The organism is Sporomusa sp. (assembly GCF_035561255.1).
Taxonomy (GTDB): Bacteria; Bacillota; Negativicutes; order Sporomusales; family Sporomusaceae; genus Sporomusa.
The window spans coordinates 1-13,481 of record NZ_DATMXX010000167.1 but is presented as its reverse complement, the minus strand read 5'-3'; the positions used below and the strand labels follow the sequence as shown (position 1 = coordinate 13,481).

Genomic DNA, 13,481 nt, shown 5'->3' with positions numbered 1-13,481 from the left:
CCAGTTTAGAGGCAGGTTGTCTACGCGTTACTCACCCGTTCGCCACTAAGTAAGTATTGCTACTTACTCCGTTCGACTTGCATGTGTTAGGCACGCCGCCAGCGTTCGTCCTGAGCCAGGATCAAACTCTCCAATAAATTTTCGCAGTCACTAGGACTACTTATATTGGAGCCGTTTATCGGCTCATTATCAATCAAATCTTGTTTGTTGCTTGTGCTGCAAGCAGCACATCGCACATCTGGCATTTTTATGATGCATTACTCTACATTGTTCAGTTTTCAGGGAACGTTCGCTTGTCGCATCCGCATTGTTGCTGATTTGACAGCTTTTATATGTTATCACGTTTATTCTAACGTGTCAACATATTTTTCAGAAATCAAATGGTAATATAAATCCATTATTTTGGAATATTTTGTCGCACAATTTAGCGACTTACTCATAATATCACATAACTTAACGCGATGTCAATAAGCTTATTATTTGTAATTGCTGGTAATAATATACCTCCGGATGCACAGAATGCGCACCCGGAGGTAATGTTATTATTTGAAACAATACTATCTGGTTCCAATAATCTCGCCTTCACTAATTGCGGCTTGGGCAGCAGCTAACCTGGCAATAGGCACCCGGTAAGGGGAGCAGCTAACATAGTTTAACCCAACCTGGTGACAAAACGCGATTGAGGCTGGCTCACCGCCGTGCTCACCGCAAATGCCGATTTCTAGATCAGGCTTAGTTTTACGCCCGCGCTGCACTGCCATTTCCATGAGCGCCCCAACACCTTTACGATCTATAACAATAAAAGGGTTCTCTTTGAGGATTTTTCTTTCGAGATAGTGGGGTAAGAATTTTCCTTCCGCATCATCCCGGCTAAAGCCAAAGGTCGTTTGCGTTAGATCATTAGTACCAAAACTAAAGAAATCACAGTATTCTGCCAGCTCGTCAGCGATAACGCATGCCCGTGGCATTTCAATCATTGTTCCTACTGAATAATGGAACTTAACATTATAGCTTGCCATCGTAGCTGCAGCAATATCATCGATTCTCTTTTTAAAGAATTTCATTTCATTCACATCAATAGTCAGTGGAATCTCAACCTCTGGCAAAACTTCTAATCCTTCTTGTGTTAGTCTTGCTGTAGCATTAAAAATGGCTTGCATCTGCATTTCATAAACTTCCGGGAATGTGATTCCCAAGCGGCAACCGCGATGACCTAACATCGGATTGAATTCGTGCAGGCTTCGCACTTTTTTCAGTAATAGTAATTTTTCATCCAGCAGGGCAGGGTTGTGTCCTGTTACTCTCAGTTCAGTGGTTTCTATCAGTAGTTCCTCTAGGCTGGGAAGGAATTCATGCAACGGTGGGTCCAGCAGGCGTATAGTTACCGGATATCCGGCCATTGCTTGCAGAATACCGTAAAAGTCCCCCTCTTGCATGGGTAATAGATAAGTCAGTGCCTCTTGTCTTGTTTCCAATGTCTCAGCCAGAATCATTTGTTGTACATACGGCAACCGGTCCTGCCCCATAAACATATGCTCTGTTCTGACCAAACCAATACCTGTTGCCCCAAACTCGCGCGCTTTTTTTGCATCTTCCGGGGTATCAGCGTTGGCACGTATACCAAGGTATTTTACTTCATCAGCCCAGGTTAGCAAGGTTGTATATTCAGCTGAAATTTCCGGATCCTTCATTGGCACCTGACCTAATATTACCCGCCCGGTTGCACCGTCGATCGAGATAAGTTCACCTTGTTTAATTACAATAGAACCGACACTAAACTCGGCTTTAATATAATCGATACGAATGGCCTCACAACCACAGACGCATGGTTTACCCATTCCCCGGGCAACTACGGCTGCATGACTCGTCATTCCGCCGCGGCTTGTCAATATCCCCTGAGCAGCAACAATGCCATGAATATCGTCAGGAGTAGTTTCCGTGCGCACCAGCACTACTTTTTTACCTGCCTTAGCCAAGCGTTCAGCATCATCGGAGTCAAATACCACCTGACCTGAAGCAGCACCTGGCGATGCCGGCAATCCTTGGGCAATAACATTAAGCTCAGCCTGGCTGTCAATCTGCCTGTGCAATAATTGATCAAGCTGCCCCGGATCTACCAGCAGCAATGCCTGTTGCTTGGTTATCAGGCCTTCCTGAGCCAGCTCATAAGCAACACGTACACTCGCCTGAGCCGTCCGCTTACCGTTTCGGGTCTGGAGTATATACAGGCGTCCACGTTCAATAGTAAATTCAATATCCTGCATATTTTTATAGTGATTCTCTAAAAGCCTGGCAATCCTGACAAACTCGTTGTACAGCTCTGGCATTTCATCTTTTAACTGAGCAATCGGCCGGGGAGTACGAATGCCAGCGACTACATCCTCACCTTGGGCATTCGTCAAAAACTCACCATATAATACGTTTTCACCTGTTGAAGGATTGCGGGTAAAAGCAACGCCGGTACCTGAATCATTGCCCATATTGCCAAAGACCATTGATTGAATGTTAACTGCGGTTCCCAAATCATGATCAATCTTATTCAGATTGCGATAGATTATAGCCCGGTCATTATTCCAGGAACGGAATACTGCCTCAACCGACAATGTCAGCTGGTCAAGTGGGTTCTCGGGGAAAGGACGGCCAGTTCGATCAACTACTAATTTTTTATAGTTATCAATAATTATCCGTAACGATTCAGCAGTAAGGTCCTGATCGTATTTTACACCTTGGGCTTCTTTTTGGTTATGCAGCAAATCTTCAAAATCATATTTAGGAATTTCCAATACAACATCGCTAAACATTTGAATAAAACGTCGATAGGCATCATAAGCAAAACGAAGATTGCCGGTATTTCTGGCGACCGACTGAACAGTTTGTTCATTAAGCCCTAGGTTCAAGATAGTATCCATCATCCCCGGCATTGAGAACATCGCACCTGAGCGCACCGATACCAACAGCGGATTAGCCAGATCACCAAACTTCTTACCTGCTTGTTCCTCAACAACGCTTAAATTACGTTGAACCTCATCCATCAATCCTTCAGGCAATCTACGCTCCAGACGATAGTATTCGGTACAAGCCTCAGTAGTAATGGTCATTCCCGGCGGTACAGGCAAACCAATATTGGTCATTTCTGCCAGGTTGGCCCCTTTACCACCTAATAGGGCTTTCATATCAGCCTTGCCCTCTTTAAATAAATAAACAAATTTAGCCATTCTTCACTACCCTTTCCAATAAAATACTTAATCGCCCAAATTCTTCTGATTATTATACTTAGTTAATCAATAAAATATCTAAGGGTTACTCCATCATCAGCAATAATTATATAACATATACTATTTAGCCAATCGCAGAGTATATAGCATACTCTAATAATACTTTATTCCACACATATAATTATTCTCCTTCTAATTAGCAAAAAAAAGTTATGGATAGCTGACCACCATCCATAACTTTTACAACACTTACTTTATTCCCATTCAATTGTCGAGGGTGGTTTGGAGGTAATATCGTAAACAATCCGGTTTACACCTTTGACTTCATTAACAATGCGCCGCGAGATTGCATCAAGGACTTCGTACGGCAGGCGCACCCAGTCAGCCGTCATGCCATCTTCACTTTCAACAATTCTAAGGCCAACTGTATACGCATATGTCCGTTCATCCCCCATAACACCAACGCTTTTCATCGCCGGCAATACAGCGAACGACTGCCAAACCTTGCGATACAAGCCGGCAAGTTTAATCTCCTGATAGACAATGGAATCTGCTTCACGGAGAATCTCCAGACGTTCTTCAGTAATTTCGCCAATAATTCTTATCGCCAGGCCAGGACCAGGAAACGGTTGGCGATAAACAATATCTTCAGTCAGGTCGATTTCCAGACCCAAAGCACGAACTTCATCCTTAAATAAGTCTCTCAGCGGTTCGATTAATTCAAACTTCATATCTTCAGGCAAGCCGCCTACGTTATGGTGACTCTTAATTACAGCAGCAGTCGCTGTACCGCTTTCAATAACATCAGGGTACAGTGTGCCCTGTACCAGATAGTCGATATCACCTAATTTAGCAGATTCAACCTCAAACACACGAATAAATTCTTCACCAATAATCTTACGTTTTTGCTCTGGTTCAGTAATGCCGTTCAGACGAGCCATAAAGCGGTCAACAGCGTCGACATATACTAAATTCATTTTAAAGCCATCACGGAAGGTTTTAACAACCTGCTCAGCCTCACCCTTACGTAAGAAGCCATGATTAACAAACACACAGGTCAATTGATCACCAATTGCCCGATGCACTAATACCGCTGCAACAGAGGAATCTACCCCGCCGCTTAATGCGCACAGTACACGCTTGTTGCCTACTTGCGCCTTAATCTTAGCAATAGCCTGATCCACAAAAGATCCCATATTCCACTCGCCGTTACATCTGCAAATGTTGAACAAAAAGTTCTTAAGCATTCTCATCCCCTCAGGGGTATGGACTACCTCCGGGTGAAACTGCACACCGTAAATACCTCTGCTGCTATTTTCCATAGCAGCCACCGGAGTGCTGTTAGTATGGGCGGTAATAGAAAAGCCGGCAGGTGGTTCGGCGATATAGTCACCATGGCTCATCCACACTTGAGTTTCAGCATTGATTTCAGCAAATACGCCATCATTTTTATCAACATACAGGCGGGTATTACCATATTCGCGTGAAGTAGCATGCGCTACTTTGCCGCCTAAAGTCTGGGCGGTGAGCTGCATCCCATAACAAATCCCCAAAACCGGTAAATTAATCTCAAATACCTGTGGGTCACATTTAGGTGCGTCTTCACCATATACACTTGATGGACCGCCGGAAAAAACAATACCTTTAGGTGCCATCTGCCGGATCTTATCAATGCTGGTATTAAAAGGGACTATTTCGCAATAAACCCCGCATTCACGGATTCGTCGGGCAATTAGCTGACTGTATTGGCCGCCAAAATCCATAATCAAAATCATCTCTTGGTTTCCTGTCGTCACGTGTGGAATCCTCCTCTAAATAGCGCTATTTGGATTAAGGCTTATTCATAACACCTACATTGGCAAAGTTCAGACTGGGCACATACTCAATAAGGCGTAAGCCATAGGCTAGTTGATAGTAAGTAACAAGTGCTGCCTGCTGGTCTGGTGTCAACCGATAATTTAGCAGCTGTAAATAAGTTGTGATTTGTTTAGTGGTAAATGATACTTTACTGCCCAGCGTGGTGGCAGCTGGCAACAGATGCTTAAGACCGTAAGCGAAAGCACCGGCAATCCGCTCATACACCATCCGAAGCAGCTCCGGTTTTTCGGCAGCAAACTCTTTTCTTACCGCCCATAAAGCGTATACCATAGATTGTCCGGTAAGTTTGTGCCATTCTTGGCCCATATCATAATAATAACAGTCAGTCGCCTGATTATGATATGTATACAAGGCATCATCACCAATAAAGAGCACAGCTTCTGCGTCTGTCAGCGCTTCACTTTGACGTGTGGCTGAGCTGACAAAATACTCAGGTGCAACCTGATAGGCGTTTTCCATAATGATTTTAAGCAGAGCCTGTGAGGTGGCCGATTTTGCTGTCAGCGCTACGCGAGCACCCTTAAGCTCATTAATTGGCCGCTTGGAAACCAGAAGAATACTTTGCAAAAAGCCATGAGCGCTGATTGATACATCAGGTAAGATTAGTAGCTTATCACTATTATTTGCATACACAATTGATGACACCGGACTTACATCCAGTTGACCTTCAATGATTAGTTGGTTCAGCATCGATGGTGTGCCGGCTATAATATCAAGCCCCTGCCCAAAGCCACCCTGCCTAAGACCATAAGCTAACGGCAGACAATTTATAAAATCAATATGACCTAATCTGACTTGCTTCTCTTGTATCATTGTCTGCTCCACGAAATATTTTTAAGCGGCTTCCCTACCGGAATCGCCAGGCAACTGCCTTACATTATGTACACACACTCAGCAGCTGCCTGTAATTTTAGTTATCGGCATTAGCCTGGAACTTTATGCAATCATATCAGTTTCGCTATATATCGCCAAATTCCTGCAGATATGATAAATAAATATAAAAGAGTAAAATTGCTTCACCCCACTCGCAATGTCACTGGTTTGCCACCAGGTATTGCAGCAGACGCATAGCAACTTCACTCTTAGTCCTGACCTAGTTATTAATGTCTTTGTATTCCTTTATCACTATACTTTTCTAACAGTTCGCCAACAGTAACAAAAGTATATCCTTCTGCCTTAATCCGCTCGATAAGAATAGGTAATGCTTCAGCCGTTTGGACAGGAGTATCGGACGCATGCATGAGAATAATCGCACCAGGTTTTATCCGTTTCATTACACGCTCGACAATAACGTCCCGTCCAGGGTTCTTCCAATCCAGTGAATCGACATTCCAGATAATGGTTTTGTAACCAAGCTCATCTGTAGCTTTTAACGATTTCTGGTTATAGTGGCCGTTAGGCGGACGCAGTAGCCGGGGCTCGACACCGGTTACCTCTTTAATCTGAGCATGGGCTTTCGTAATATCTTCTTTTACCCACTCAGGCGACATGTCACCATAGTTTTCGTGACGGTAACCATGGCTTGCAACCTCATGCCCGTCTTTTGCAATACGCTGGGCTACTTCCGGAAACTTCGTAGCCCATGGTCCCATAATAAAAAATGTCGATTTAATATTATTTTTCTGTAATGTATCTAAAATCGACGGTGTAAACTTATTGCCCCAAGAATGGTCAAATGTAAGCGCTATTACCTTTTGGTCAGTACGAGTCCCGGCAATAGCCATTGGACCGCCGGCAATTACGTCAGTCACTTGTACATACATAGCCGATATCGCAAATAGGCCGATGATACTGTAAAAGATGTTCCGGTGATTAAACAGGCGGCGCAAGTTGATAATCATATGTCCCCCTCCTTCCGCAGCTACAATAGTATGTATGCATCAGGCAGGGCGATTATGCTATTGCTCTTGCCACTTTATATAGGGGTAGTTTGCCATACAATACAGAATAAGTTTATCTGATACCGTATAAGCCAGGCGTAGTGTAATAACAACAGTAGCTGCAGTTATCCACCACAACCACTGACTATGCCTGATTTCAGTGGGGATAAGCAAGCCCGCTGCCACCATAACAATAACAAACATACTGCTAAGCGGGATGGCTGTTTGGACGATCCCAAAACCCAGTCGAGTATAGAGCAGGGTGTTAAAATCCTTCTTTCTGTCAGTGAATAATGCAAAACAGGCATCAAATCGCTCATTTACCCACTCCTCATTCTGCCCGGTGACGATAATCTTGCCACTGATAGGAACAAAATTTTTGAGTGCCAGGGCCATCGTGCCTTTGTCCGGTACCTCGATTGTCAGGGATAGCTGATCAATATGAGGCAATGTTTTAGCAAGGGTAATCAATTCCTCCAGGCTTTGAACAGTCCGTGTTGACCGCTCTTCCTTCTTGCCCAGAAGGTCATCACCGGTGCCAACAGCAGCATGCCAGAGGAATTCTCCGTCTTGGTTAAATATTTCCCATATTTTGTTAAATAGTATTCCATCAAGGGTGCAGGCCGGTAAGCGACTTTGTTCGATATGTTTGTATTCCACCCATATACCTCCATAGACTGAAGTTTTCCAATTGATATAATATTAGTATATAAGGAAACCCCTTCACAGGGAAGGGGGTTTGTCTACCTCCTACAATCATTTCTATTTAAATTCACCAGACCTAAAATCAAACACAATAAGAACCGTGATCGCAACTATTAGGCTGAATACCCAGGCCCAGACCGGTCTCGAATAGTGTAACCGTGTAATTGAGAACAAAGCAATATCCAAAATAAATGATGCTGACCATGACCATGCATTCTTGTATGAAATGCTACCTATTATGTAATGGGCAATAAGTTCTATACTACTGAAAATCAAGACCCATAATGTTATATAGCCCGATTGATAAAACCTAGTACCATTGAATGGATATTTAGAAAGAAAAATGAATGTAACTGATGGCAGTAAAACAAACGCATTGAGAAATTCCACTGTGGTATGGGTTTTGACTAATAGGCCCGGGTTATAGTTCCATAAGACATGATGATAGGTCGCGAAACTTTCGGCTAAACTTACAACCATTACGAAAAGAATTGTTGGATAATATCTTTGCCGGTTTTTCCAGTCCCCTATTTTATATGCAGTTATCAAAAATGAAGAAAGTAGTAAAACCCTAAATAACAAGATTAACAACATTATCTACCCTCAAAGCGACACTTCTCTAGTTTGTAAAAAACCAGAAAACTATCCGCTCAAACTATTATTATCCTGAATTCCCAATCATAACAATATAATCCCCAGTTTCCCATAGACTATTATCATCGTTCTCTAAAGAATTCCCCCGCATTACAGAGCAACTACACCTGCTTGTCAACCATCAGACAGTTATATCGCCATCTGTCTACCTGGACTCATTAAAAAATTAAACCGCTCACCCTGAGGATGAGCGGTTTAATTTCACTTTTAATTATCTGACGACCCAGAGCCAATTGCAATGCCAATCAGAAATGCTGCAATTTCGCGCAGCGCCTTATCATGGCGGTCTTTTTCATGTTCTTGACGCTCCCGCCATTCGCGGTTGCTTTCATGGGGCCGCCGTTTCATTTCACGCTCATGGCGTTCATTTTCCTGGCGTTTGCGTTCGTCATGCTTATGCTTCCGGTCATTGTCACGATCATGGCGGTCATCACGGTCAAGATATGCTATTCGTTGTGAATTATCATTATGTAAGGGTCCTGGCGCTGCAGCGGCTACCGATGAGAACATACCCACTTGCATTAGGCCGAGCATTGAGTAAATTACTACTTTTTTGGCGACGATTTTCATACACACACTTCCTTTTGTTATTATGTTTTTATTGTAACACCCGTTTTTTTGAATTCCTTTAGAAAACATTGGGGATAAAGTAAAAAACCGCCTGTTCCGGATAAAATTAATTCCACTTGCTTTTGCGGGTGCTGGTTGGAAATATGAAAGTTATAACTCGTCAATGCGTATACAGGTTTTAGTGAATTTATTGTAGAATCAGTATTTAATTTAGTAATTAACGGAGGCTAACCGCATGTTATTACCAATAAGCAAATCACCGGAGAATTGGGATGAAAATGACCTACGTCTTTTATGTACGGAAAGAATACCGGAAAACCAGCGCCTGGATTATAAGAGAGAGCTTAACCTGGAGCCACCTAAAGAACGGCGTGAATTATTGAAGGATATTACATCCCTTGCAAATAGCAATGGCGGTATGATCATATACGGAATTCAAGAAGAAAAACATCCTGACCTTGGTTCAATAGCTTCCGAATTGACACCTATCTGTGAACCAGATTTAATTGACAAAGCAACTCGGATCTTAAGAACCAATATCGCCCCGGGGCTGCAATTCTATTTGTACAAAATTGAAGCCCAGCTAGGTGGTTATTATATAATAGCCTATGTCCCCGAAAGCTCTATCAAACCACACGCTATAAATTGGGACAAGCGTATCTACTATTACGCACGCCGTAATCAAGATAATGTTCCTTTAACTGAACCAGAGATACGGCAGATGTATACAGTATCTGCACTGGCGAAAAGCAGCATTCGGCAACGTTATCTCGATTTAGAAAAAATATTATTTGATCCTGCCCCTTGGGGGTCATTTCTTCTCACCTGCATGCCTATGATCAATAATTTAGAAATTGCCAATACTTTATCTATCCATCGTGACCAACTGAATTCTGCGCATTACATTGATTGGTTTAACGGCAACATACTCCGTCCATTCGTCGATAGGTTTGAGGGAATTAACCCTGGATTAAACTATAGTTTTGGAATCAAGATTTATGAAAGCGGCGATATTACTTATGGCATGGGGTTTCATGTATTGCCTCAGGAACCATTCCAATTAAAATGGTTAGTTCATGACTGGGCTAAAGCTTTGCGCTTTTACTCCGAAACTTATTCTACCCTCGGGTACTGGGGGCCAATTAGACTATGGTTTGAGGTTATTGACCTCACTGAAACATCTATTCAATGGACTACAAACGGTTTCGACAGGTTAAAAATCGAACATAGAGCAACTCTATTTCGCATAGATGGCAAAGTTGATGACCTGTCCGATCCCAAAACAATGTGTATCCCTTTGATCCGTTATTTCTTACAAGCATGCCGCCAAGACTGGTCTGAAGAATTTGCAGAAACTTGGTTTAATGCCAACAGCTTTTAAAACATTTGTTATATTTCCCTTATTTAGATTTTCGAAAAATAGCTCGATAAGTAATATGAAAGAATAAGCAGGAGGTTACAAATGGAAACAAAATTCACAATGGAAAAACAGTGTTCCAAATGTCTTGGTCGCGGAAAAACAGATAACAAGAATTGTGATGCATGTAACGGTACTGGAACTGTTCTAACAGAAGACGGCCTAAAGATAATAAAATTTTTAAGAGACAGCATAAGAATCTCTGAAAACTAACACTTGATTTAAAACCTCTTCTTTATTATAACCTCCAAATTGACCCCAAGGTCAACTAAGCTTCCTATCGTGAAATGCCTTCACCGTACATAATATCAGATTCGGCTTGTTTAAACATACCTTTGTTTTAAACTCTCCATTTTGCGAACATCCAAACGAACTGATGTATAGAACTTTAAGGCTCTGCTCCCCTGTTGTTGATTCTGGATTGCCTCAGGTAACACCCACTTTTCCACGCAATTGGTTAATATAACGTTACCAATTCCGATACCTCCACCATACGACTGCACCAGTCAAGCAGACACCGACCAGAATGCCAGTTAAAAGGATAAGGATGTTATCAAGATTCCACGCCATTCGCAATATCAGGCCGGTGGCAAGTATCGCCGTGGATATTAGTGTCAGTTTACCCCATTTTGTCATGATTGATTGTGAACGTTAAACATAATACTCCCAGCAAATCCGATTTACCGCTATTTGATCATCGGCTTGCTTCAAGAAGTTCTTTTGTTTAGCGTCACTTTACACCCCCTCTCTATGATTTGTTATACCCATTCTTGTTATTTGTAGTCCGAACACAAAAAAACCGTACCCTAATGATACGGTTAAATACTAGATACGCCTAAGTTCTAATTTATCAATGGTTAGGGTGCATAACAACTATCTCAAATATCCTGAAAAAGCGGGCTTGCCCTATTCTTAAACAGCCCAGAACAAGGCCTAAGAGGGTAGCCACGCTATTTTTTCAACATTTGCCTATGACTGCGAGTAGGGGGTTCTGCGCCTTAAATGCCCATACCTCCTTACTGGCTTAACATGAAAAAGAGGCCGCCCACAAGTGATCAACTTATGGACAGCCTCTATTTTCTAGTTTCGGTACAAAATGGTAACATTAGCTGCCGGGCGATGCGCAGAACCCCTATTTACCAGGGGCTTCTGGCACTACTTACATCATGCCGCCCATCAAATGGGCTAGTTGCCATATCTTATTAACCAGCGTTGATCTTTTAATTCACACACTGTTATATCTTTTGAGTTTGATAGATGAAAAAAATGATTACGTGCGCAAAATTGTGACCAACGTATTTAAATATTCCTACATTAACATATATGCAAATGATAAATTAAACTATTCTTCCGACAAGTCATATCTTTCTTCCTCCTCCACATCGACATCCACAAAAGCAACAACGGGCAACGCCACTCCACCAGCGATCTTGTCTCGTATTGCTTTTTCAATATCATTAGCAACATCGCCGTTTTCTTTGAGCATTGTTTTAACGTTTTCTCGACCTTGGCCTAAACGATTCTCTTTATAAGAAAGCCATGAACCACTCTTATCTATAACATTCAATTCGACACCCAAATCGATTAGGCTACCAACCCGTGAAATGCCTTCACCGTACATAATGTCAAATTCAGCTTGCTTGAACGGTGGAGCAATTTTATTCTTTACAACCTTTACTTTGGTACGAGAGCCAACAACATCATTACCTTGTTTTAGACTTTCTTTTTTGCGCACATCCAAACGAACTGATGCATAGAACTTTAAAGCTCTGCCCCCTGTTGTTGTTTCTGGATTACCCCAAGTAACCCCCACTTTTTCGCGTAACTGGTTGATAAAAATAACAGTGGTACGTGATTTACTAATAACACCTGTCAGCTTACGTAATGCTTGCGACATCAACCGGGCATGTAGACCAACATGCGAGTCTCCCATATCTCCGTCAATTTCATTCTTAGGCACCAGAGCCGCCACAGAGTCAATAACAATAATGTCAACAGCTGAACTGCGCACCAGCGCCTCAGCAATCTCAAGAGCCTGTTCCCCGTTATCAGGCTGAGAAATTAGCAAGTTGTCAATATCAACACCGATCTTCTTTGCATAACTAGGATCAAGGGCATGTTCAGCATCAATAAAGGCTGCAATCCCATCTAATTTTTGCGCCTCAGCAATAATATGTAGGGCTACCGTCGTTTTACCTGACGACTCCGGTCCGAATATCTCTACAACCCGGCCACGCGGTACGCCACCGACACCAAGAGCGATATCTAGCGGTAATGAGCCTGTTGGAATAATCTCAACATGCATTTTTGCGGCAGCTTCACCAAGCTTCATAATAGCACCAGCGCCAAAGTCTTTTTCTATTTGGCGCATTGCGTTTTCAAGTGCCTTAGACTTATCCATTTCCCGGTTCTTTTCAAAATCCTTTGTTTTGTCATTTGCCATTATAAATCCCCTCCGTTCAGAACGTTTGTTTGGTATTAATATATCACGGAACAAATGTTCTGTAAATAGAGAAAATAAATTAGCCCCCAACACAATGCCAGGGGCTTTAACTATTTACAATATCCAATCTACTATTGCTCCCATCATGATCGTCCAAAACAATAACCTACCCCACAAAGGCCACGGTTCTACCGTATCCGGCCTTTTATAAAGAAAATTACGCATATGTGCCATAATCCCGCCTCCTTATATGGAATATTAGGCATTAATTTATAATTTCCCGCAATTACCTTGCCGCCCGGTTCCATTGGCTTACTATCGACCTGAGCGCTCTCGGCTTTGGCGTCAATCAGCTGCATAACAGATTTGTAGTACTCGTTTTCGTATTGTGCTGGAGTAAAAAAACACTTTGATCATGTGAGACTTGTGAATAGTAAGTCTTCCATGATGATATCTAAGCCCGCATTATTTTTTTAACTTCCGTCCACAATCTATTTGATTAGGAATACCAACACAAGATTTTAATATTTCCATCATGTCTTGAACATTGACTTTATGAGCGGCTTCTATGTTTGTTTGCTGTTTAAGTCTCAGATCATTATTTCCCCTTTGTAAGCAAACCTCTTGTTTTATTTTTTCAAAATCTGATAAATTGCTCGCTGATGGATCTAATTGTCCCAATTGACTCACAGGAAGTCTATTTATTAATACTTTATTGC

At 42.2% G+C, this 13,481-nt stretch carries 11 protein-coding genes, 1 rRNA gene and 1 pseudogene; 2 read left to right on the top strand and 11 right to left on the bottom strand.

The window, feature by feature from the left end:
• The 8 genes from VN379_RS09665 to VN379_RS09630 all read right to left on the bottom strand — a co-directional run.
• Window positions 1-137: ribosomal RNA gene (locus VN379_RS09665) — 16S ribosomal RNA — on the bottom strand; the annotation flags it as partial.
• A gap of 420 nt (window positions 138-557) precedes the next feature.
• Window positions 558-3,215, bottom strand: a complete 2,658-nt coding sequence (gene ppdK, locus VN379_RS09660; protein WP_325533211.1) for a pyruvate, phosphate dikinase — start codon at window positions 3,213-3,215, stop codon at window positions 558-560.
• Window positions 3,216-3,469: 254 nt separating this feature from the next.
• Window positions 3,470-4,990, bottom strand: coding sequence for a glutamine-hydrolyzing GMP synthase (gene guaA / locus VN379_RS09655; protein ID WP_325533215.1), 1,521 nt, complete (start codon window positions 4,988-4,990; stop codon window positions 3,470-3,472).
• Between the two features lie 55 nt (window positions 4,991-5,045).
• On the bottom strand, window positions 5,046-5,906 hold the full coding sequence (locus VN379_RS09650) for a menaquinone biosynthesis protein (protein ID WP_325533209.1): 861 nt from the start codon (window positions 5,904-5,906) through the stop codon (window positions 5,046-5,048).
• Window positions 5,907-6,193: 287 nt separating this feature from the next.
• Window positions 6,194-6,934 (bottom strand): polysaccharide deacetylase family sporulation protein PdaB, encoded by a 741-nt coding sequence (gene pdaB, locus VN379_RS09645; protein ID WP_325533207.1) that lies wholly within the window; start codon window positions 6,932-6,934, stop codon window positions 6,194-6,196.
• A 57-nt stretch (window positions 6,935-6,991) separates the two neighbouring features.
• Complete coding sequence (locus VN379_RS09640; RefSeq protein WP_325533205.1) at window positions 6,992-7,633, bottom strand: hypothetical protein; 642 nt, start codon at window positions 7,631-7,633, stop codon at window positions 6,992-6,994.
• A gap of 102 nt (window positions 7,634-7,735) precedes the next feature.
• Window positions 7,736-8,272, bottom strand: a complete 537-nt coding sequence (locus tag VN379_RS09635) for a CBO0543 family protein (RefSeq protein WP_325533203.1) — start codon at window positions 8,270-8,272, stop codon at window positions 7,736-7,738.
• 267 nt (window positions 8,273-8,539) lie between these two features.
• Complete coding sequence (locus VN379_RS09630) at window positions 8,540-8,902, bottom strand: hypothetical protein (RefSeq protein WP_325533202.1); 363 nt, start codon at window positions 8,900-8,902, stop codon at window positions 8,540-8,542.
• A gap of 235 nt (window positions 8,903-9,137) precedes the next feature.
• Between VN379_RS09630 and VN379_RS09625 the strand changes: the two genes are divergently transcribed.
• Together VN379_RS09625 and VN379_RS09620 are read left to right on the top strand one after the other, a co-directional pair.
• Window positions 9,138-10,283, top strand: coding sequence for an ATP-binding protein (locus tag VN379_RS09625; RefSeq protein ID WP_325533201.1), 1,146 nt, complete (start codon window positions 9,138-9,140; stop codon window positions 10,281-10,283).
• Window positions 10,284-10,364: 81 nt separating this feature from the next.
• Window positions 10,365-10,532, top strand: a complete 168-nt coding sequence (locus VN379_RS09620) for a hypothetical protein (protein WP_325533200.1) — start codon at window positions 10,365-10,367, stop codon at window positions 10,530-10,532.
• Window positions 10,533-10,552: 20 nt separating this feature from the next.
• Here VN379_RS09620 and VN379_RS09615 read toward each other — a convergent pair.
• The 3 genes and pseudogenes from VN379_RS09615 to VN379_RS09605 form a co-directional block, all read right to left on the bottom strand.
• Window positions 10,553-10,784: pseudogene (locus VN379_RS09615) on the bottom strand (DNA recombination/repair protein RecA); the annotation flags it as partial.
• Window positions 10,785-11,661: 877 nt separating this feature from the next.
• The gene (recA, locus tag VN379_RS09610; RefSeq protein WP_349255129.1) at window positions 11,662-12,762 is read right to left on the bottom strand and encodes a recombinase RecA; all 1,101 of its coding nucleotides are present in this window, start codon (window positions 12,760-12,762) and stop codon (window positions 11,662-11,664) included.
• A gap of 465 nt (window positions 12,763-13,227) precedes the next feature.
• Window positions 13,228-13,481: hypothetical protein (locus tag VN379_RS09605; RefSeq protein ID WP_325533199.1), on the bottom strand; the 254-nt coding region annotated here is incomplete at its 5' end.